22 protein-coding genes are annotated in these 23268 nt (G+C 26.5%); 1 reads left to right on the forward strand and 21 read right to left on the reverse strand.

The window, feature by feature from the left end; translation table 11 throughout:
* Positions 1–105: 105 nt before the first annotated feature.
* The 20 genes from AS160_RS03025 to AS160_RS03120 all read right to left on the reverse strand — a co-directional run bounded on the left by AS160_RS03025 (position 106) and on the right by AS160_RS03120 (position 20031).
* Positions 106–3012 (reverse strand): DEAD/DEAH box helicase, encoded by a 2907-nt coding sequence (locus AS160_RS03025; RefSeq protein WP_165144723.1) that lies wholly within the window; start codon positions 3010–3012, stop codon positions 106–108.
* Between the two features lie 30 nt (positions 3013–3042).
* Complete coding sequence (locus tag AS160_RS03030; RefSeq protein WP_206528055.1) at positions 3043–3363, reverse strand: hypothetical protein; 321 nt, start codon at positions 3361–3363, stop codon at positions 3043–3045.
* Entirely contained in the window at positions 3356–4045 is a 690-nt protein-coding gene (locus AS160_RS03035; RefSeq protein ID WP_165144729.1) for a FliA/WhiG family RNA polymerase sigma factor, read from the reverse strand. Before AS160_RS03035 ends, AS160_RS03030 begins: the two co-directional genes overlap by 8 nt.
* Before the next feature lie 153 nt (positions 4046–4198).
* Complete coding sequence (gene cheD / locus AS160_RS03040) at positions 4199–4669, reverse strand: chemoreceptor glutamine deamidase/glutamate methylesterase CheD (protein ID WP_165144732.1); 471 nt, start codon at positions 4667–4669, stop codon at positions 4199–4201.
* Positions 4670–4672: 3 nt separating this feature from the next.
* Complete coding sequence (locus AS160_RS03045) at positions 4673–5296, reverse strand: chemotaxis protein CheC (protein ID WP_165144735.1); 624 nt, start codon at positions 5294–5296, stop codon at positions 4673–4675.
* Entirely contained in the window at positions 5289–5933 is a 645-nt protein-coding gene (locus AS160_RS03050) for a hypothetical protein (RefSeq protein ID WP_165144738.1), read from the reverse strand. The genes AS160_RS03045 and AS160_RS03050 overlap by 8 nt, the downstream gene beginning before the upstream one ends.
* Positions 5934–5948: 15 nt before the next feature.
* On the reverse strand, positions 5949–6806 hold the full coding sequence (locus AS160_RS03055) for a P-loop NTPase (protein ID WP_165144741.1): 858 nt from the start codon (positions 6804–6806) through the stop codon (positions 5949–5951).
* On the reverse strand, positions 6803–8158 hold the full coding sequence (gene flhF / locus AS160_RS03060; protein WP_165144744.1) for a flagellar biosynthesis protein FlhF: 1356 nt from the start codon (positions 8156–8158) through the stop codon (positions 6803–6805). Before flhF ends, AS160_RS03055 begins: the two co-directional genes overlap by 4 nt.
* Before the next feature lie 27 nt (positions 8159–8185).
* Entirely contained in the window at positions 8186–10294 is a 2109-nt protein-coding gene (gene flhA, locus AS160_RS03065) for a flagellar biosynthesis protein FlhA (protein WP_165144747.1), read from the reverse strand.
* Positions 10295–10299: 5 nt separating this feature from the next.
* The gene (gene flhB / locus AS160_RS03070; RefSeq protein WP_165144750.1) at positions 10300–11385 is read right to left on the reverse strand and encodes a flagellar biosynthesis protein FlhB; all 1086 of its coding nucleotides are present in this window, start codon (positions 11383–11385) and stop codon (positions 10300–10302) included.
* Positions 11355–12122, reverse strand: a complete 768-nt coding sequence (gene fliR, locus AS160_RS03075) for a flagellar biosynthetic protein FliR (protein ID WP_165144754.1) — start codon at positions 12120–12122, stop codon at positions 11355–11357. Before fliR ends, flhB begins: the two co-directional genes overlap by 31 nt.
* Positions 12123–12389 carry a flagellar biosynthesis protein FliQ gene (gene fliQ / locus AS160_RS03080; protein WP_165144757.1) on the reverse strand — a complete coding sequence of 89 codons (267 nt, stop codon included), beginning with the start codon at positions 12387–12389 and terminating at the stop codon, positions 12123–12125.
* Positions 12389–13168, reverse strand: coding sequence for a flagellar type III secretion system pore protein FliP (gene fliP / locus AS160_RS03085; RefSeq protein ID WP_165144760.1), 780 nt, complete (start codon positions 13166–13168; stop codon positions 12389–12391). The genes fliQ and fliP overlap by 1 nt, the downstream gene beginning before the upstream one ends.
* Positions 13155–13538, reverse strand: coding sequence for a hypothetical protein (locus AS160_RS03090; protein ID WP_165144763.1), 384 nt, complete (start codon positions 13536–13538; stop codon positions 13155–13157). Before AS160_RS03090 ends, fliP begins: the two co-directional genes overlap by 14 nt.
* Positions 13535–13900 carry a response regulator gene (locus AS160_RS03095; RefSeq protein ID WP_165144766.1) on the reverse strand — a complete coding sequence of 122 codons (366 nt, stop codon included), beginning with the start codon at positions 13898–13900 and terminating at the stop codon, positions 13535–13537. The genes AS160_RS03090 and AS160_RS03095 overlap by 4 nt, the downstream gene beginning before the upstream one ends.
* Positions 13901–13940: 40 nt before the next feature.
* Positions 13941–14366, reverse strand: a complete 426-nt coding sequence (locus tag AS160_RS03100) for a chemotaxis protein CheW (RefSeq protein ID WP_165144769.1) — start codon at positions 14364–14366, stop codon at positions 13941–13943.
* Positions 14367–14375: 9 nt separating this feature from the next.
* Positions 14376–16406, reverse strand: coding sequence for a chemotaxis protein CheA (locus AS160_RS03105; RefSeq protein ID WP_165144772.1), 2031 nt, complete (start codon positions 16404–16406; stop codon positions 14376–14378).
* A gap of 23 nt (positions 16407–16429) precedes the next feature.
* Positions 16430–17644, reverse strand: coding sequence for a CinA family nicotinamide mononucleotide deamidase-related protein (locus AS160_RS03110; RefSeq protein WP_346774416.1), 1215 nt, complete (start codon positions 17642–17644; stop codon positions 16430–16432).
* A 1-nt stretch (position 17645) separates the two neighbouring features.
* Entirely contained in the window at positions 17646–19793 is a 2148-nt protein-coding gene (gene glgX / locus AS160_RS03115; protein WP_165144778.1) for a glycogen debranching protein GlgX, read from the reverse strand.
* A gap of 4 nt (positions 19794–19797) precedes the next feature.
* Positions 19798–20031 (reverse strand): DUF3783 domain-containing protein, encoded by a 234-nt coding sequence (locus tag AS160_RS03120; RefSeq protein WP_165144781.1) that lies wholly within the window; start codon positions 20029–20031, stop codon positions 19798–19800.
* Between the two features lie 105 nt (positions 20032–20136).
* On the opposite strand from AS160_RS03120, the gene rd reads away from it, so the two are divergent.
* Positions 20137–20298, forward strand: a complete 162-nt coding sequence (gene rd, locus AS160_RS03125) for a rubredoxin (RefSeq protein ID WP_165144784.1) — start codon at positions 20137–20139, stop codon at positions 20296–20298.
* 23 nt (positions 20299–20321) lie between these two features.
* On the opposite strand, the gene uvrA is transcribed toward rd, so the two are convergent.
* The gene (gene uvrA / locus AS160_RS03130; protein ID WP_165144787.1) at positions 20322–23147 is read right to left on the reverse strand and encodes an excinuclease ABC subunit UvrA; all 2826 of its coding nucleotides are present in this window, start codon (positions 23145–23147) and stop codon (positions 20322–20324) included.
* Between the last annotated feature and the right edge of the window lie 121 nt (positions 23148–23268).

The raw sequence follows: 23268 nt of genomic DNA on the forward strand, positions 1-23268 counted from the left end.
ACCCGACCGTTAAGCATATCTGGGCCGATGGTAGTATGGGCAATCCATGCGAGAGTAGGTAGCGCCCCTCTTTTTATTTTCCCCCTGTCAAAAGACAGGGGGTTTTTATTTGAAAATTTCAAACAATGTTTTTTCTGGATTTATAGAATACACAACTATTTTATTTTCATCGGGGAAATAATTAAATCTTTTAGAATATTTTTTAAGAATTTTTATATCTATATCTAAATAGTCTTTATACTCTATAATTAAACTATTATCGTAAATTTCAATATTTCTTGCTCCTCTATTATAGGCAATAATTCTTAATTTTGTATAATTTAATAGATTAAGTACTTCATTCGGTAACTTTCCAAATCTATCTTCAATATCTTTTTTAATATTATTTATATTTTCAACTTTATTTTCACTAGCTATTATTCTGTATATCCTCATTCTTTCAATAGGATTTTCTATATAACTTTCTGGAATAATAATAGGTAAAGTTATTCCTTTAATATCTAAATTAATTTTTTCTTTTATATTTTTTATTTCTATGTCTTTGGAATAATATTCTGCTAATGTTCTATTTAATATTTCTTTATACATATGAAGTCCTACATTATTTATATGTCCTTTTTGATCCACACCTAATAAGTCTCCAAAACCTCTTATTTCTAAGTCTTGCATAGCTAACTTTAATCCGCTTCCAGGTCCTGATATATTTTTAATAGCATCTAGTTTTTTTATTGTATCAGGTTTTAATTTAGATTTGTATAAGAAATATGAAAAAGCTCTTTTATTACTACGTCCAACTCTACCTCTTAATTGATATAATTGCGAAATTCCATATCTTTCTGCATCATCAACTATTAAGGTATTTGCATTAGGTATATCTATTCCATTTTCTATAATGGTAGTTGATATCAAAACATCAATATCTCCATTATAAAATTGTTTAATTACTTTTGATAAATATCTTTTAGGCATTCTTCCATGAACTGCTACAGTTTTTACTTCAGGAACAATTTTTTTAACCTCTTCTTCAATTTTCTCTAGGTCATTTATTCTATTATGAACATATAAAACTTGTCCTCCTCTAGATTTTTCTCTTAAAATAGCGGTTCTTATTATTTTTTCAGAGTATTTATATACAAAAGTTTCAACAGGAATTCTACCGAAAGGTGGAGTTGAAATAACAGATAAATCTCTTAGTCCAGTTAATGAAAAATATAGCGTTCTAGGAATAGGTGTTGCACTCATTGTAAGTACATTTATACCATGGCTTAATTCTTTTATCTTTTCTTTTTGGAAAACTCCGAATCTTTGTTCTTCATCAATAACTAAAAGTCCAAGTTTTTTAAATCTAATATTTTTATTAAGTAATGCATGAGTTCCTATTATTACATCAATATTACCAGAATTAATTTTTTCTATAATACTATCTTTTTCTTTTTTTGTTTTAAATCTATCAATTAATTCAACAGTTATCCCAATTTCATCAAATCTCTCTTTTACATTATCATAATATTGTTGAGCTAAAATTGTAGTTGGAACTAATATAGCTGCTTGATATCCTGAACTTACAGTTCTAACTACAGCTCTAAGTGCAACTTCGGTTTTTCCGAATCCAGCATCTCCCGCAATTAATCTATCCATAGGTTTAACAGAGGATAAATCATTTAAGACTTCTTCAATTGCTTTTTCTTGATCAGTAGTTTCAATATATTCAAAAGTTTTTCTAAATTTTTCTTCTATTTCTTCATCTCCGTTTAATGATATTCCAGTAACATGTTCTCTTATTGCATATAAATGTATTAATTCTTTTATTTTGTTTTGAATATTATCTTTAACTTTTTTCTTTCTTTTTTTCCATGCTGTAGAACCAATCTTGTCTAATTTTACTAAATCAGAATCTCCAATATATTTTGTAATTTTATCTATTCTTTCTATTGGCAGAAAGACTTTAGCGTTATTATCATATTCAATTTTAATTAATTCTTTTTCGCCAAATTGCGTTTTAATTTTTTCTAAACCTTTGTATATACCAATACCATAATCTTCATGAACTACTAGATCGTTTAATTCTAAATCTTCCCATTCAAAAACAGGTATATCTTCTACTTTCTTCTTATTAATAACTTTTTTTATTAAAAAATTTTGTTTATTTACTTCAATCGCTTTATACTTATTTAAAATATTTTCAATACTTTTTCCACTATATAATTTATACAATTCCTTATGAATATTAGAGAATATAAATTCTAAGTTATCTCTTTCTCTTTCTGAATAGGATTTTAATGCTTCGTCTTCATTAATTACAAAAATATCATAATTATCTATATAGTCTAAAATAGTATTTTTTTCATTATATAGTATAGCAGGTAATGTTTCAAGAGAATTTATGTCAATATTGAAATTTCTTATATTATAAGTTTTATAAAAATTATTTAAATTGTTATACAAATTTTTTTCATACTTATACATAAATTCTGAACCAGGTGTAAAATAAAATTCACTTATATTTTTAACGCTTTTTTGAGAATTTGAATCAAATAATGCTAATCTGATTATTTCATCATCAAATAATTCTATTCTAATTGGGTAATCATATATTGGGATATAAATATCTTTGACAAAACCTTTTTGAGAAAATTCCGAATATTCATAAACGTTCCATACTTTATTGTATCCAAATACAAAAGGATCTATATTAAAATTATTTGACAAAGTAAATTTAAAGATATTTTCTTTAAAAATGTTTTTTGGAATTGTATATCTAGTTAATGCATGAAATGTAGTAAAAATAATTGAGTTATTATTAGATAAAATATTAAACAAAGTTTTAATTCTATGATATTTTATCTTATTTGATACATTTATTGATTCAAAAGGAAATACATCATAATTTGGGAAATATAATATATTTTCATCTATAATATTTTCAATATTCCAAGATTCTGGAAAAATAACAATTTTAATATTTTTTTTAGATTTTTTTATTAAATTGAGAATATCTTTAATAATAATCACCCCTACAAAAAAAATACGGACATAAGTCCGTTATATCCTAATATCCAATGAATGACCTCTATAATCATCAACAACAATTTTTTCTTTTGTTTCATCTTTTTTCTTTTCCTTTTTCTTTTTATTGTTTTCAGATAAATTTTTTTCTTCATTATTATTAATATTAGATGTTTTAGATTTTTCTTCAGTGTTATTTACTTGTGATTTTGAATTTTCTTTCTTTTTAATATGTTCTTGCATATCAGTGTTTTTTGCTGCAATAAGAGCATTATTTAAATTCTGTATATTATTAGATGTTTCTACATTTGTAATATATGAAATAGTAAAATTAATTGGTTCTGGCATCTTAATCACCATCCAATTTTTTCTTCAATTTAGATATGATAGAAGAATGAATCTGTGAAATTCTCGATTCTGAAATATTAAGAACTTGGCCAATCTCTTTGAAAGTTAATTCTTTTTCATAATACAATGAAAGAATTAATTGTTCTCTTTCATTTAGACTGGAAATAGCTTTTATAAGTTCATTTTTTAAAATATCTTTATAAGCTAAAATTTCAGGATCATTTTCATCATTAACAGAACCTATATTTATTTCATTATTAGATAATAAATATGAATCAAGACTGAGAATTTGACTTCTATGCAGTTCAGCTTTCAATTTTTTTACATCCTCTATCGAAATATCTAATTTTTTAGATAGGTCCTCATCACTTATATTATCGTCTAAATTTTGTTCTGCTAAAATATCTTCCATTTTTTTTATTTTATGCCTCAAATCTTTTGGAAGCCAATCAATTTTACGTAAATAATCTAACATAGCCCCTCTTATTCTTTTTATTGCAAAAGAATAAAAAGTTACACCTTTTGATGGATCGAATTTATCTAAAGATTGCATTAAACCTATTATTCCTTCCTGAATTAAATCATCTAATTCTACATTTTTAGGAAGGGTAGATATAAGATTTAAAGCAATATATTTTATTTTAGGCAAAAAATTTTTTATTATATCATCTTTATTAATGTTTTTTCTCATTATTTATTTATCACTACCTTTATAGCTGTATTTATTATAATTATAATGGCAATACTAATTATGGATCTAAGTAAGGAGGTTATAAAAAAGTTTTTTGAAATTAAAATATTAATTAGCATAAAAATGAAAAAAGTTATAGAATAAAAAATTAATTCAATATTTGAAAATTTCAACTTTTTCACCACCACCAACCTTTTTAACCATAACTTCTCCATTATCTAAGTTGAATTCAATACTTCTAGCTCTATTTCCACCAGTATCTTCTGCAATAATTTTAATTCCATACTTTTTTAACTGCTCTTTTACTGAAGAAATATTTTTTTTTCCAACATCCATAGATGATCCTTTAAACATAGCAGCACCACCAAATACTTTAGCAGTAAAATTTTTCCCACCTAATTTTATTATATCATCTAATAACAATTTAATACCCAAATCAGCATATTTTGCTGGTTTAGGAACATTGTCATTAGGAGCATTAGGTAACATTACATGAATTAATCCACCAATTTTATTAGCTTTATCCCATAAGCAAACACCTACACAAGAACCTAATCCTAGAGTAACTAGTATATCAGGACTTTTTGATACGGCATATTCTCCTATACCAATTATTTTTTTCATTTTTTAACCTCCATAAAATACCTTTTTGACAAATTCGAATAATTTACTTCTATTATCCTCGTTCATTAGAAATACAATTTTACCTTTTATAGCATTTTCCCAATCTTCAACTTGTATTTCCGTTTCAGTTAATATTACCTCATCTTCAAAAGTAATGCTCATTACTATAGATTCAGCTATTAATGATGCAAATGTATCAACAGCGACTTGAGGAGGGTTTATTTGCAAATTAATGTTTAAAAATTGAGATATCGCACTAGTATAAGAACCAAACATTATATTTCCTAATTCACCAATCATAGAAGATGACATTTCATCCAATTCAGTTATATTTTCAATTTCAAAACCAACAGTTTCTTTGATTAATCTTTTTACAGAATCCTTTTCTATTAAAAAAATTAAAGAAGAAGATAAATCACCTTCCATTTTTACATAAGAACAGGCGTATATTTCATCAGGATCTTCCATATTTAAAAATATATCTGATAATTTTATAACTTCTAAATTAGGCACAGAAATATCTACTTTTTTATTGAGCATCATTGATAACGAACTTACTGCATTACCCATTCCAATATTAGTAATTTCTTTAAAAGCCGACATAAAAAATTCGTTATTATCATTCATTATTATCCACCTCCGCTGATTTTTTTTCTTCGAAAATATCTTCACCACTAATATGTTCTATATATTTGCCAAATAATCCAGTTGGATCTTTTATAATTTTAATTTCATAAATTATTTTACTTAAATTAAAAAATTCTTGTCTTATTTTAAATATTGATCCTTCAAAGATAATATTGAATTCTTCAATTTCTAATTTTACATCAATATTCTTTTTTATATCGCTTATATATTCATTTAAAGTAATTACACCTAAAAAATTATCATTTAAATCCCATAATAACCCATTATATTTATCTTCAATTTTTACGGGAATTGAAATATATAATCTTTCTTTTCCTCTTTTGCTCTTAATTTTAAAATTACTGTTTAAATTCATTATTAATAGTACTTCATTTTCACCAAATGGCATTATTTGAGAAATTATAAAATTTGCTTCATAATATGCTCCTTCAAAAATTGATTCTAAATTTACAACATCTCCTATTTTAAAAGGATATTTAGGAGAAATTAAAATAATTTCTTTACCTTTAAAATTTTTAATTTTAGCTTTAATTACATCGTTATTAATATATATTCTTATAGAGTTTCCAGGGAAAAAAACTAAGAATATGCGTTTTATAAATTTTTTCTTATCCATACATCACCTTATTAATTATTTATTATAAAAACCAAATAATACTAAAAGTTTTTTTAATAGATTATCATTTTCTTTATTTTTTGTAAATTCAAAGTTTTCAATTTTCTCGGCAATTTTCATTAAATCGTTAGAAACTATAGAAGAAGGTTTAAAACTTGAAATTGGAGTTTGAGACTTTACGCTTTCATGAACTAAATGATCAAAATTTATATAAAATACATTTCTTATATCTTTATACAAATATTCTTTTATTGTTTTTCGTAAAACCTTTTCAGCAGTTTCAGCTTCAGTTTTTTTTCTAATCATATTTATTACTAAATCAACATCTCCTTCAACTTCTAATATTGATAAAGCTTTAACGACAGTATAAGCATTTACAATTGCTGTTGGTTCAGGTGTTGTAACAATTAATATTGTATCAGCAGCTATATAAAATGGTTTTAAATTTTCATTATAACCAGCACTTACATCAATAATAACATAATCATTCTCTTTCGCTATATTAAAAAATTCTTCAATAGCCTTTCTTGTAAAATTTTTTTGAAATGCTATCCAATCTTTTATATCAACACCAGTACTTAATAATTTTATTCCATAAGGAGTATTTATTACACATTCTTCTAAAGATAATTTTTTATCAAAATAATCTTTAATGCTTACAGATGGGGATACGCCAAGTAATATGGAAGCATTAGCAAATCCAGCATCTGTATCGAAAATTAATATTTTTTTATTTAATTTTGCTAAATTAACAGCGGTATTAACAGATACTATAGATTTTCCAACACCGCCTTTTCCCCCAGTCACTAATATTATTTTTGTTTTATTTTTTGAAAAGTTTTTTCTTAAAATTTCAGCTTGATCTTTTATCATAATTTCAACTCCTCATAAAAGAGGTTAAATAATTTTTGTGAGTTTGGAATTTCTATGTCATTTGGTACAGCTTGTCCAGTTGTAATATAACTTAATGGTAAATTAGAAATGTTAATAATAGACGGAATTTGTCCATAGGATGAAGTTTCATCCAATTTTGTTATTATTAAATGAGTAGGTTTGCATATTGAAAATTTATTATATACATCTATCATATCTTTTAATCTCATATTAGCAGGAATTGTTAGAAAAATAAAATCTGGTTTACTTGCATCAATATATATTTTTAATTCACCAATATGAATATCATCCTTATGACTTCTTCCAGCTGTATCAACTAATAAAATATCAAAGTTTTTTAAAGATTCCACAGTTGTTTTTAATTCAGTAGGTGTATAACAAATAGAAGCAGGTATATCCATAATTTCAGCATATGTTTTTAATTGTTCTGTAGCAGCTATTCTATATAAATCAATTGTAGCAATAGCAATTTTCTTTGATTTATTTAAAGCAGCTAATTTAGCTAAAGTAGTGGTTTTCCCCACTCCAGTAGGGCCAATAAGCATTACTGTTCCGTGTAATTTTGGAACATCAACTTTAATATTATTTCTAAAAATATCAAATAAAATATTTTTAAATGTATCATCAAATTTCCAATTCTCTTTATTTATATTGTGAGGTAAATTATTTAATATATTTTCTATTAAGTTATCTGATAAATCTTGTTTTTTAAAAACTTCAATTAATTCTGAAATTAAAGGATTTGATCCATGTAAAATAACTCTTTTTGACAATTTTTCAATTAAATCTTTTATTTCTTTTAAATCTTCGTTAGTGTTATTATTTTTGTTAGAATTATTATTATTATTATTATATGTAACTTTTCTATATTTCAATTCATTAAATTCATTTTTATCATAAAATTTTTCAGCATCTTTATCAATCAATTTAGATATTTCGCGTTGTTCTTCTATTAATTTTAAAATATCATTTTTAGCTGATAACTCTAATTTATCTTTTCCTGGAGCATATTGTTCATAAGCATCGGATTTTTTCATCCTTTGAATTCTTTCATCCAACTTTTTATTGTTTTCTACAATTTGTTGAATTTCATTAATTTTTCCTTGTGAATTATTTGAGAATCCTGATGGTCTTTTAATATTTTTTATGACCTCTTCAGGATCTTCATCAAGAACTGCTGTTACTTCAATGTATTTTTTTCCACCAATGCCTAAAAATCCACCTTTATTAATTCTTTTTGTATCAAGAATATATGCATTATCTCCCAATTCATTTCTTATTTTTTCCATTGCTTCAGGTATTGTAGATACAATATATTTTTTTATCTTCACATTCATCACCTCATATTAACCATATGATTAAATAGATATATTTCCATCAGCAGAAATAGGTATTTCTTGAATTATTTCATTATATGAAATTACATTAACATTTGGTATGTTGGATAATAACCATCTTGAAAAATAAAAACGTAAAGGAGAGCTACATAATATTACAGGATTATAATTTTTCATCATTTGATCTTCTAAAGCTTTACTAATATTATTTAATAAATTTTGAGATAATTGAGGTGATAGAGCTAAAGTATAATTTCCTCCATATTCTATTGTATAATTATTTAATGTATTTTCTGTGTTTTTATCTAATATTATTAAATGTAATACGCCATCAGCGGACTTCATGTTTTCACATATTTGTCTAGAAAGAGAGCTTCTAACTCCTTCTACTAAAGAAACTGTATCTTTAATATCATTACTACCTAATTCTAATAATTTTTCAAAAATAATTGGTAAATTTCTAATAGATATTCTTTCATATAATAATTCCTTTAAAACATTTCTTATTTCAAATGTTTTAAAGATTGTTGGAGTAAGTTCATCGACTAAAGCAGAATTTTTAACTCTTAAACCATCAATAAGCATTTCAGTTTCTTTTGAGCCAAGAATTTCATGAGCATATTTTTTAATAATTTCAGATAGATGAGTAGCAAAAACACTTGGCGAGTCAACAACCGTATAACCAAGATTTATCGCATTTTCTTTTTGATCTTCATCAATCCAATAAGCATCTAAATTAAATGAAGGTTCTTTAGTATATATACCAGCAATTTCCTCATTAGCCATACCAGAATTTATAGCTAACAACTTGTCAGGGAATAATTCAAATCTTCCAACTTCAACCCCTTTTAATTTAATTATATACTCATTTGCGCTTAATAAAACACTATCTCTTACTCTTATAGGACTGATAACAATACCTAATTCATACGCAATTTGCTTTCTAACCATTGTAATTCTTTCTAAAAGATCACCGCCTTGACTTGGATCGGCTAGAGGAATTAAACCATATCCGATATCTATTTCTAAAACATCACTTTGAATAATTTCCGAAACTTCTTCAGCTGAAGTTAAAGGAGGTCCAGATGGTCTAGGTGTTGATCTGCTAACTTCTTGACTAGATGTTTCAAAATCTTCGCTCGGACCAGATGCTGGAACTGTCTTATTTAAATATCCTTTAGTATTTAAATAAGCAATAGTTAATAATCCACCACCTAACAATACGGCAGGGAGTATTGGTAGAGGTGTAGCTAATCCAAGAGTTAAAATTACTCCACCTGTCATATATAATACTCTTTTTTCAGAAGTTAATTCGTTTAACAGATCTGTTCCTAGATTTTCATTTGAAGCTGCACGCGATACAACAATACCAGTAGCTGTTGATATTAATAGCGCAGGTATTTGTGCTACTAAACCATCACCAACTGTAAAAAGAGTATATAATTGTGCTGCTTCAGATATAGAAAGTCCTTGTTGCAAAACACCAATAATCAATCCGCCTAATATATTAATTAATGTTATAATAATACCAGCAATAGCATCTCCTCTTACAAATTTCGAGGCACCGTCCATTGCTCCGTAAAAGTCTGCTTCTCTTCTAATATCTTCACGTTTTTTTCTTGCTTCTTCCTCTGTAATTATACCAGCACTTAAATCAGCATCTATACTCATTTGTTTTCCAGGCATTGCATCTAATGTAAATCTAGCAGCAACTTCTGCAATTCTTTCAGAACCTCTTGTAATAACTACAAATTGGATTATTACTAAAATTAAGAATATAACAATACCAACAACATAATTTCCTCCAACAACAAAATCTCCAAAAGCTCTAATAACTTTTCCTTGAAAGTTTCTTCCTTGTAAAAGTATTAATCTTGTTGAAGAAACATTTAAGGATAATCTGAAAAGGGTAGTTACTAATAATAATGTTGGAAAAGCTGATATTTCAAGAGCATTTTTTATATACATAGAAACTAAAAGCAAAACTATGGCTAAAGAGATATTAGCCATTTGTAAAAAATCCAATAAAAATGGAGGTATAGGAATAACCATTAATATAACAACACTAACGATTAAAATTGGTATTAAAATATCCGACTGTTTTAAAAATCTATTTAATAGTTCCCCCAATAAAATCACCTCGCTGTTTTCATAACAGAAGCAAGAATTTTAGCGACAATTTGATACATATCCTCGGGTATTTCTTCATTTATTTCAACTCTTTCGTATAGCTGCCTTGCTACAGGTGGATTTCGCAAAATTGGAACGTGATTTTCACGAGCTATTTCTTTTATTCTAAATGCAACTTCATCATGTCCTTTTGCGACTACAATAGGTGCGCTAGTTATATTTTCATCATATTTTATAGCAACTGCATAATGGGTAGGATTTGTAACAACAACAGTGGCTTTTGGTACTTCCTTCATCATATTTTGCATAACAATTTGACGTAATCTTCTCATTCTAGCAGATTTTATTTGGGGATCTCCTTCAATATCTTTCATTTCTTGCTTTACTTCTTGTTTGGTCATTCTAAGGTTTTTCCTATATTCGCGTCTTTGATACCAAAAATCAAACAAACCAAGCAATAACATCAAAAGACCCAATTTAAAAAATATTTCAATTATAATAGAGTATAAAAAAGATAATGTAAATGTAGCATCAGAATATGGTAATGAAACAATATCTTTCCAATGAGATGTGATTATAGAATAAGATATATATCCTACTAAAGATAATTTAATTAATGATTTCAATAATTCAAATAATGTTCTCATAGAAAAAATACGTTGAAGTCCTTTTAACGGATTAAGTTTTCCTAAATCAAATTTAATAGATTTAGGAGCAAAAAGAAATTTTGTTTGTAACATACCTAAAACCAAACTTATAACCGCAGCAGATAAAAGAAAAATTGATACAATAATAAAAAGATTATTTTGTTGCAATATAACACTTAACAATGCATTTTCATCTATAATTTCTGTATCTAGAGAAAGGTATTTAATAAATGCATTTTTTAAGCCTTCAAATAAATATTTTGACATTACGAAAAATACAGCACTTACTCCTAAAAATGAGAACGAAGTTAAAAGTTCCTTAGAAACTGGAACATTTCCTTCTTCTCTTGCTTGTTGTAACCGTCTAGGAGTAGGTTCTTCTGTTTTACTAGGATCTGCAAATAATTGAAGGTTTATATTAGACTTAATAATGAATTTATCCATTTTATTATCTCCAACATATTAATATGAAAGATTTCAACCCATACTCCAATAATAGTTAATAAAATTAGAGTTCCAACTAAAATATTTAAAGGTAACCCTACAATAAAAACATTTATTTGAGGTATCATTCTAGATATAATTCCTAAGCTAATATTTACAGCTAACATAAATGCACTCATAGGTATAGCTAATTGAGCACCAATTTCAAAAATTTTTCCAAAAGTTGAAACAATTTCAGGAAAAAACTGAATTTTAAAAGAAAAAATTAAAGGAATACTATTAAAAGAATTTATTATAACTTGAAATAACAATATATGTAATTTCATAGTTAAAAATGCAAATATTCCAATCAAAAAAGATAATTGACCAATAATAGGAGATTCTTCTCCGCTTATTGGATCAAAAATACCTGCCATTGCAAATCCCATTTGAAAAGCAAAAAATTGGCCTGCAAATTGAATAGCAGCTACTGGAATATATGAAATTAACCCAATTAAAATACCTAAAAAGAAATTAAGTATCATTAATATGATTAAATAAAAAATAGGTAAATCTGGAATTGTTAAATTTATTAGCGGAAGAGAAATCCAAGAAATAAAAATAGAAAAAAAAACCTTTAAGGATCTAGGAATTGATCTAGATCCAATAATAGGTGCTGAAACTGTTAAACCAGCTATTCTGAAAAAAATTAATGACCATACCCAGAATTTTGTTTCTAAAAACAAAATTACATCCATCTATATCATCTCAAAAAAAGTAGTTAATATTTGAAAAGTATAGTCAATAAGTTGTTGAGCTATCCATCCAAACAATATACCAACAATTAAAAATGTAATAATAATTTTTGGAGCAAAAGTTAATGTTTGTTCATTTATTGATGTTATTGTTTGAAAAATACTTATTATCAATCCTACTCCGAGGCTTACTAGAAGGATAGGAGTAATGATTGTTAAAAATACAGAAATTCCATCTCTAAAAACATCTATAAATAATTCTAAAGTCATTACAGACCTCCTGAAATTTGAAAACTCCTAATTAATCCACCAATTAATAAATCCCATCCATTTACTAATATAATTAGTAATAATTTAAATGGCATTGAAATCATTACAGGTGGTATCATCATCATACCCATAGATAACAAAATACTTGCAACTACCATATCAACAATGATAAAAGGTATATATATTAATACACCCATTTTAAACGAAATTTCCAACTCACTTAATGCAAAAGCGGGTATTAAAATTTCTGGAGGTGTATCGTTTATATTATTGATTTCGCGTTTTACACTTGAAGCTAGCATAAAAATATTATCTTGATTTTTATGAGCAATTATTTCGCCGAGCATAAACTTTTTTATAGGATTCCAACTATTTTCAAATAATTGTGTATAAGAAATTTTTTCTTCAGTATAAGGTATTATAGCATTTTGATAAATATCATTAAATATTGGAGACATAATTAAAAAAGTTAAAATTAAAGATATACCTATTAAAACTTGGTTTGGAGGGGCCTGACGACTTCCTAATGCAGTTCTTAAAAATGATAGAACAATAACAATTCTCATAAAAGAGGTAAACATCATAATAAAAGATGGTGCTAATGATAGAATTGTTATTAATAATAATATTTCTAGTGTTGGTATTAAAGTATCAGGACTCGGTATATCTCCACCTATATTAATAGAAATTTCTGGTATGGGAACAGGTTCTTGAGCAGAAACTGATGAAAATAAAAATAAAGATATAAGAATTAGAAATATTATTTTATTGAATTTCATCTAAATTCTTCTCCCTCTTTAATACTCCAATAAAAGTATCAAAAAATTCCTTTTTTCCTTTTAATAATTCTGAAAGTTCGTCATAATTTATTTTATCTAAGAAAGAAATTGAATTATTATTTGTTAAAACAAGATAATAATTATCTAACACTTTAATTATATTTAATGTTAAATTTCTATCAATATAAAATTTTTTTACTAATCTAACTGAAGGAGTATTTAAAATTCCTTTATTAATTAATTTTCTTTGAATAAAAAGAAGTAAAATAATGAAAAGGATAAAGAAAAATAATAAAAGAAATGCCCATATAGTCCAGCTTGTTAAAATAGAAGTTTGAGTTGATGATAAAGTAGGGGGCGTAAAAATCACCCCCTAGATACCTTTTGTATTGCTTCTATAACTCTATTTGCTTGGAATGGTTTAACAATAAAATCTTTAGCTCCAGCTTGTATAGCTTCAATAACCATAGCTTGTTGTCCCATAGCACTACATACTATAACCTTTGCTCCAGGATCAGTTTTTTTAATTTCTTTTATAGCTTGAATTCCATCCATAACAGGCATTGTAATATCCATAGTAACAATATCTGGTTTTAATTCTTGATATTTCATCACAGCTTCTTGCCCATTTGCAGCCTCACCAACAACTTCCATACCAGCTTTTGTAACAATATCTTTTAATAACATTCTCATAAAAGCAGCATCATCAACTATTAAAACCTTAATCGCCATTAAAAGCACCTCCAAATATTTAAATTATATTTCTGTTAAATTATATTTCTATTGTTTCAAATAATTTCTCTAAATTTAAATAAACAATAAGTCTGTTATTTATTTTTAAAATACCATTTGAGATTCCAATAAATTTACCGTTCTTGGAAGGAAGAATATCTAATTGTTCATCGTCAAATGAAATAACATTATTTACCCTATTTACTAAAATTCCTACTTCTTCTTTATCAATTTTTAAAATAACTATACTATCAAATACTATTTCTTCCGAAAAATCCAAACTTAAAATTTTAACTAAATTAAATACAGGAACGATTCTACCTCTTAAATTTACAACACCCTCAATAAAATCTTTTGTATTTGGAATAGGAGTTATTTCTTCTTTTTCAATAACCATTTCAACAAAATCAACATCAATACCAAACTCTTGTTTTGAGATTTCAAATGAAATAATTTCTTTTTGCATTATATCACCTCATCCTAATTCATTTAAATATGTAACATCTAAGATTAAAGCAATTCTTCCATCACCCAAAATGGATCCGCCACTGAATTCTTTAACACTGTTCAAATATTTCCCTAATGATTTAATAACAATATCATCTTGACCTAAAAGACTATCAACGACAACACCTATTTTCTTATTAGCAGTTTTTACAATAACAACTTTCTCCGAATTTTCATTTTCATTTTTAGGCATATTGAATAATTCTCTAAGTCTAATTAATGGAATTACTTCGCCCCTTAAAACAAATACTTCATTTCCTTGAACAATTTGTATATCTCCATCAGTTATTTTTTGAGTTGTGTCTATGTTAGCTAATGGTATTGCATAAACATAGTTATCAACAGTTACTAAAAGAACTTGTATAATAGAAAGGGTTAATGGTAATCTTATTATAATTTTAGTACCAATATCTTTTTTAGAAGATATTGAAACTGTACCATTTAAAGATTCAACGACAGTCTTTACTACATCCATTCCAACTCCTCTACCAGATAAATCGGTAGCCTGTTTTTTTGTTGAAAATCCTGGTAAGAATATAAATGAAAAGACTTCTTCATCACTCATTGATGAAACCATTGAAGGATCTACTAATCCTTTTTCAATAGCTTTATTAGCAATTATATCTCTATCTAGACCTTTTCCGTCATCTTCAACACTAATAACTACACCGTCACCCTCATGCCAAGCTGATAATTTTATAGTACCTATTTTTGGTTTTCCTTTTTTTATTCTGTCTTCAACTGGTTCAATTCCATGATCAATTGAATTCCTTATTAAATGAATTAATGGATCACCTATTTCATCAACAACAGTTCTATCTAATTCAGTATCTTCCCCTTCAATAATCAAATTAACTTCTTTATTTAATTTTTTAGCAGTATCTCTAACTACTCTAGGGAATCTATTAAAAACAAAAGCGATAGGTATCATTCTTATTTTCATAACAATATTTTGTAAATCCAAAGTGATTCTACTCAAATTAGCTAAACTTTCATCAACATCTTTTATTTCATATTTTCTTAAAGTTTCTGTTATTCTACTTCTTGATATAACTAATTCTGCCATTAAATTCATCAATTGATCTAATTTTTCAATATCAACTCTAACAGATTGAAGTTGTATTTTTTTATGAGTATTTGAATTTTCTTGTTTCTCGCTACCAGCAATTTTATTTTCTTCTTTAGAAGAAGGTGCGGTATTTACGGGTTTTTCGAAATCTATATTCTCAAATTCATTTATGGCAACACTTTCTATTTCAGATATACCTAATATAGATTCTCTTAATTTTTCAGCAGTAACACTTATTATTACACCAAGATCAAATTCTAAATCAAATTTTTCATCTTCTATTTCTTGGGATGAAGGATTGGTATAAACAACTTCGCCTCCTAGATCATTTATTTTATGAAGAACCATAAAAGCTCTAGCAGCTTTTAATTGAACATTTTTATCAAATTTTATTGTTATTAAGTAAAAATTCATATTTTTTTCTTTAGCAGCATTATATAAGTTTTTTAAAGATTCTCTAGTAATATCATCTAGATGAGATAATTTGTCAGAAGAATCTTGTTTTTCTTCAACTTTAGTACTTTCTTTACTTTCTATTTCTGTTTGTTCCTTTTTTGTATTTTCTAAAACAGATATTAATTGATCCAATGAAGAAATATCTCCTTTTCCTCCGTTTGAAATATCTGCAATACTTTCTGTTAATGCATCTAATGTTTTAAAAAGTAAGTCGACTAAATTAGAATCAACATGGGTTTCTCCTTTTCTAATTCTATCCAAAATATTTTCCATTTTATGAGATAATTTAGCAATTTTATCAAACCCCATTGTTCCAGCCATTCCTTTGAAAGTATGCATTACTCTAAAAATTTCATTAACTTTTTCCAAATCATCTGGGTTATTTTCTAATTCCAATAATTCCTCATTTAAACGTTGCAAATTTTCATTTGCTTCTTCTATAAAAACATTCAAATAAATATCCATTTCTTCCATAAAAATACCTCCCATATATCATTCTATAAATTAAAAATTTTTAAAAATCGAATCAAAGAATAATATGCTGCTTTTTCTCTTATTAAATATCGATTGCCAGAAAAGATTTTCTTTTCAATTATTATTTTATCACAATTTTTATCAAAAAAAGCAAAAAATACTGTTCCAACAGGTTTTTCTTTTGTACCTCCCTCAGGACCGGCGATTCCGCTTATAGCTATAGAAAAATCTGTATTAAATAATAAGGCTCCATTTTTAGCCATTAAATTTACAGATTCTCTACTAACAGCACCATATCTTTTTAATATATGATAATCAACATTCAATAATTTATTTTTTATTTCATTAGAATATGCAATTACACTCCCCTTGTATACTTTTGATGATCCAGGTATATCTGTAATAAGTTTACTAACAAGTCCCCCTGTACAAGATTCAAATGTGGATATAGTTAAATTTTCTTTTGATAATTTATTTAATAAATATTTCAAAGGTTCATTTGGGATAATATATTCTTTAAATATTTCATTTATATATTCAATTATATTATTAACTTTATCAGAGCTATCTTTAAAAATAATAGAAGGTCCAATAGGAATTTCTATTTTAGTAGAATAGTGTATATTTTTTAACTTGCTTTCTAATTTCTCCATTAAACTAGATTCTGTTATATTATAGAATTGTATTTTTTTTATATAAGGTTTGTTTAACTTAAATTGCTTAAAAATAGAAATATTATTTTCTATAATATTTAACGCTTCATTAGGCGGGCCAGGTAATAATATATAATATTTATTATTTTTATTTAAAAACATCCCTGGAGCACTTCCAACTTTATTTTCTAAAATTGTAGCTCCTTCAATTATGTGAGCTTGTTTTTTTATAATATTATTTTTTTCAAAATTGTATTTTTTATATCTATTTAATATATTATTATATATAATTTCGTTAAAAACTAATTTTTTATTCAAGAATGATGAAATTGCTTCTCTAGTAATATCATCTTCTGTTGAACCGAGTCCTCCAGTGATGATGATAATATCATTATTATTTGTTAAAAAATCTAAAGAAGAGATAATATCTTCTTTATTATCTCTCACATTAATGTGTTTAGTTATTTCAAATCCTAAAGAATATAATAAATTAGAAATTTCTTTAGAAGTAATATTATATATATTACCTTCTATAATTTCATCTCCGGTGCTCAATATAGCTACTTTAATAATATCACCTCTAATATCATTTTGATATTAATATAATTATACTTTTTGGTTTTACCTTATAACTAGTATAAACTCTTTGTGGGAATTCTAAAAAATCATTTGGATTTTCAAAATAAGTATCAACAACTCTATACCAATTTCTTTCTTTAGGTAATTCAAAAGATAATTCTTGATCATAAAAATTCATAGCAATATAAATATCATTATCTGGAACAACATTTTGGTTTATAAAATCAATTCCGCTAATCATAAATGCTAAAGATTTAGAATGATAAGAAAAATCAGGATTATTTAAATTCACACCATGCCATGTAATATCCGGTATTCCATCACCACTGTAATCTTTTCCTGTAAAAAAATGTTCTCTTCTTAAAGTATGATGTTTTTTTCTAAAATCTATTAATTTTTTAACAAATATAAATATATCTGAAAATTTTTCTTTTCTATCCCAATCTACCCAATTTTTAATGGTATCTTGACAATATGCATTATTATTGCCATATTGAGTTCTACAAAATTCGTCCCCCATATATATCATAGGTGTTCCTTGAGAAATCATCAATATTGTAAAAAAGTTCTTTATTTGTCTTTTTCTAATTTTGATAATTTCATCATTATCAGTTTCGCCTTCTATGCCATAATTGAAACTATAATTATCATTAGCTCCATCATTATTATTTTCCCCATTTTCTTCATTGTGTTTCTCATTATATGAGACTAAGTCCCACATAGTAAAACCGTCATGCGAAGTAACAAAATTAACACTAGCAAAAGGAGATTTGTTACCATATAAATCCTCGCTTCCAGCTATCCTACAAGCAATTTCTCCGACTAATCCTTCATCACCTTTAACAAATTTTCTAACGGCATCTCTAAATTTCCCATTCCACTCAGCCCATCCTTCAGGAAATGCTCCTAGAAAATACCCACCAGCAGCATCCCAACCTTCTGCTATTAATTTTGAACCTGAAATAATAGGGTCTTCAGCAATATCTTTTAATAATGACAAGTCACCTATCCAGTTTCCTTTATTATCTCTTCCTAAGATTGAAGCCAAATCGAATCTAAATCCATCTACATGCATTTCAGTAACCCAATATCTCAAACTATCAATTATAAGATTTTTAACAACGGTATGATTGCAATTTAAAGTATTGCCTGTTCCAGAATAATTTTCATAATATCTTTTGTTTTCACTTAATATATAATAAACTGAATTATCAATACCTCTAAGAGATAATGTTGGCCCTAATTCGTTTCCTTCACCAGTATGATTGTATACAACATCTAATATGACTTCAAACCCTTCTTTATGTAATGTTTTTACAAAATCTTTAAATAAATATACTTGTTCTCCAATTTTTAATCCATTTGAATAATTTCCTGTTACAGCAAAAAAAGCAAGAGGGTTATATCCCCAAACATCCTTTAATTTTTCTCCTGTAATAGGATTAGTGCGTATAATAGAATCTGGGTTAAACTCAAAAACAGGCATTAATTCAATTGCGTTAACACCTAATTCTTTCAAATGATATAATTTTTCTAATAATCCCTCAAAAGTTCCTCTTGATTTTACTTTAGAATTTGGATTCATAGTAAATAATCTAACATTTAATTCATATATAATTAAATCTTTAAAAGGTATTCTTGGATGTACATCATCTTCCCAATCATATATAGAGTCATCAATTACAATAGATTTTGTAGGACTTATTGCAGAATCTATTTTAGAAAAAGATAAGTCTAATAATTCAGAGTGTTTGTCATAACCGTATACAGCTTCTTCGTCCCAATTATATGAACCTGATATAGCTTTAGCATAAGGATCAGAAAGAAGCTTGTATTTGTTAAATCTAAGTCCGTTTAAAGGGTCATAAATTCCATCTACTCTCCAACCATAGAATTGCCCATGTTTAATATTATGAATATATATATGCCAAATATTACCAGTTCTGTTTTTTATTGGATCCAATTCAAATATATGAGAAGGGGTATCATCATAAAAATTTTCATATAATTCAAGCCAAACTTTTTTTCCATTTTTTGTAAAAAGAGCAAAGTTGACTCCTTCGGTGTCAACTGTAGCTCCTAATTTTGGGTAACCCTTTTCTGTTTTTAAAATTACATCCTTACTAGGATTTTCATAATAGAAAAAATTATTCATATAATCACTCTTTTTTTTGTAAAGCTTCTCTTAAAGCTTTTTTAACCTCCGCATCTTCTTGTTTTAATTCTTTTATTAAATCACCTATTTTCCATTCTACATTTGTTTTAGTAGTAGTAGCAAAAATAATTCGTGGTAAGCCATCGATACTTTTTACAGCTTTCATTAATTTATTTATTTGCTCACTATCAAAACCATTTAAAATAATAACAGGTGTATCTTTTATTTCATCAAACATATTATCCCTCCAATTTTTATATTATCAAATATATTATACCATATAATTGACAATGATAAAAAGAAATAGTATAATTATTATAGATTTTAAAAAGGGGGAGATTTTATGAAAAAATATGTATGTACAGTATGTGGGTATATTTATGATCCAGCAGAAGGGGATCCTACATCAGGTATTCCAGCAGGCACAAGTTTTGAAGATTTACCTGAAGATTGGGTATGTCCAATGTGCGGAGTTGGAAAAGATATGTTTGAAGTACAAGAATAATAGTATTGCCCCGATTGGGGCAATTATTTTTTTAATACATTTTTCAAATATTGACCTGTATAAGTATTTGCATTAATAATATCCTCTACTGTGCCTTGTGCAATTATAAAACCTCCGTTTTCTCCTCCTTCAGGTCCTAAATCTATTATATGATCAGCATTTTTTATTACATCTAAATTATGTTCAATAATGATTACTGTATTTCCTTTTTCAACAAGTTTATGTAATACCTCAATTAATTTTTTAACATCTTCAAAATGCAATCCTGTAGTTGGCTCATCTAGAAAATATACAGTCTTTCCAGTGGCTTTTTTTCTCAATTCAGATGTTAATTTAATTCTTTGAGCTTCACCACCAGATAAGGTGGTAGCTGGTTGCCCTAATTTTATATATCCAACACCAACATCATTTAATAATTTAAGAATATTTTTTATTCTTGGAATATTTTCAAAAAATTCTAAAGCCTCTTCCACAGACATATTCAATACATCAGCTATAGATTTTCCTTTATATTTAACACTTAATGTTTCTTTATTATATCTTTGACCTTTACAAACATCACAAGTAACATATACATCTGGTAAAAATTGCATTTCTATTTTTAAATATCCATTTCCATTACAAGCTTCACATCTTCCGCCTTTAACATTAAAACTAAATCTTCCCTTGTTGTATCCTTTCATTCTTGCATCTTTGGTTGCAGCAAATAAATCTCTAATTAAATCAAAGACTCCAGTATATGTAGCAGGGTTACTTCTAGGAGTTCTTCCTATAGGAGATTGATCTATAGCTATCACGTTATCTACATTTTCTAAACCTTCTATTTTTTTATAATATCCTGGCTTTACCTTAGCACCTCTTAATTTTTTTATCATCGCAGGATATAATGTATCCATAATTAAGGAAGATTTTCCGGACCCAGATACACCAGTGACGACAATAAATTTACCTAATGGGATTTCAACATCAATATTTTTTAAATTATTATGAGAAGCACCGAATAATTTTATTGAATTATTAATTTCTTTTCTTTGAGTTTTATATTTAATAATTTCTATTTTTTTCTGACCTGTAATATATTGACCAGTTAAAGAACTCTTAGGATTTTTTAGTAAGTTCTTTATCCAACCACTATATATAACATTACCACCATTAACACCAGCACCAGGTCCTAAATCTACAATATAATCTGAAGACTTAATAACTTCTTCATCGTGTTCAACTATTAAAACTGTATTTCCTAAATCTTTTAATTTTTTTAAAGTTTTTATTAATCTATCATTATCTCTAGGATGTAGCCCTATAGTAGGTTCATCTAAAACATATGTAACACCAGTTAAACCAGAACCTATTTGTGTAGCTAAACGTACTCTTTGAGATTCGCCTCCTGATAATGTGTTTGCAGTTCTCGAAAGAGAAATATATCCTAGACCAACATCAACTAAAAACCCCAATCTTTTTTTAATTTCGTTTAATAATTCGCCAACAATTTGGGTTTCGAAATCTGATAACTGAATGCTTTCAAAAAATTTTTTTGATTGTTCTATAGGCATATCAGATATTTCTTGAATGTTATATCCGTTTATTTTCACACTTAAAGGTTCGATTTTTAATCTTTTTCCACCACAACTTTGACAGGTTTTCATAGTCATAAATTCATTTTGATAACGTAATTTAACCTCATCAGATTCTGCGGTATTATACCTTCGCTCATACATATTGTATAAACCTTCAAATTGTTTTTTAAAAGTATATGTACCATTAGGGGTAATGTATTCAAAGGTTATTTTATCTTTTGAACCATATAATAATGCATTTTGAGTTTCTGGTTTTAGATCTTTTATTTTCTTATTTGGATCATCATTATAATGTAATATAACCTTCTCTAAATTTTTTACCATATAAGTATCTTTTCCAGATTTAGAAGCACCTTCGTAAATATTTTTATCTGGATCAAGTATATATGTGGGTTCAAATTCATATTTGAATCCAAGACCATGACATTCTTCGCATGCACCATATGGACTATTAAAAGAAAATAATTTTGGAGTAATTTCAGGGAAACTAAATCCACATTTTGGACAAACTAATTTCTCACTATATATAATTGATTTAATTGTTTTTTCATTAGTATCTATTTCTCTAATTTCAACAAAACCATCTGATTCTCTTAACGATAATTCAACTGCTTCATATAATCTTTCAAAATTTTCTTTTTTTAATTTTAATCTATCTATTAAAAGATTAATAGTATGTCTATAACTCTTTTTCAAAGAGGTAATATCTTCTAGGTCAAATATTTCACCATCAATTTCAACTCTTTTATAACCATTTTTTTTCATTTGTTCTATTTCTTTTTTAAATTCACCTTTTTTTTCTTTAGCAACTGGAGCAAAAATATAAATTCTTGAATTTTCTTCAAATTGAGTATAAATTTTTTCCATTATTTCATCTACAGAAGATTTTTCTACAGGTATATCACAATTAGGGCAAAACGGCTTCCCGATTCTAGCAAATAAAACTCTCATATAATCATATATTTCAGTAACTGTACCTACAGTAGATCTAGGATTATGAGAAACGGATTTTTGTTCAATAGCTATTGCTGGAGATAATCCCTCAATATATTCAACATCAGGCTTTTTTAATTCTCCTAAAAACATTCTTGCATATGAAGAAACAGATTCCAAGTATCTCCTTTGTCCTTCAGCATAAATTGTATCCATGGCTAAAGTGGATTTTCCGGAGCCAGAAAGCCCTGAAATGACGACAAGTTTATTTTTAGGTATTTTAACATCAATATTTTTTAAATTGTGTTCTCTAGCGCCTTTTACAAATATGTAATCCATTTCTCCACCTCATATATTTTTATAATATTATATCAATTATATCAAACTTATTTTTTTGTTTTAAAACAAAAAAATAAATATTATATGTAAAATATATAATGAATAAAAATAAATAATAAAA

The sequence above is a fragment of the Marinitoga sp. 38H-ov genome, assembly GCF_011057715.1.
Taxonomy (GTDB): domain Bacteria; phylum Thermotogota; class Thermotogae; order Petrotogales; family Petrotogaceae; genus Marinitoga.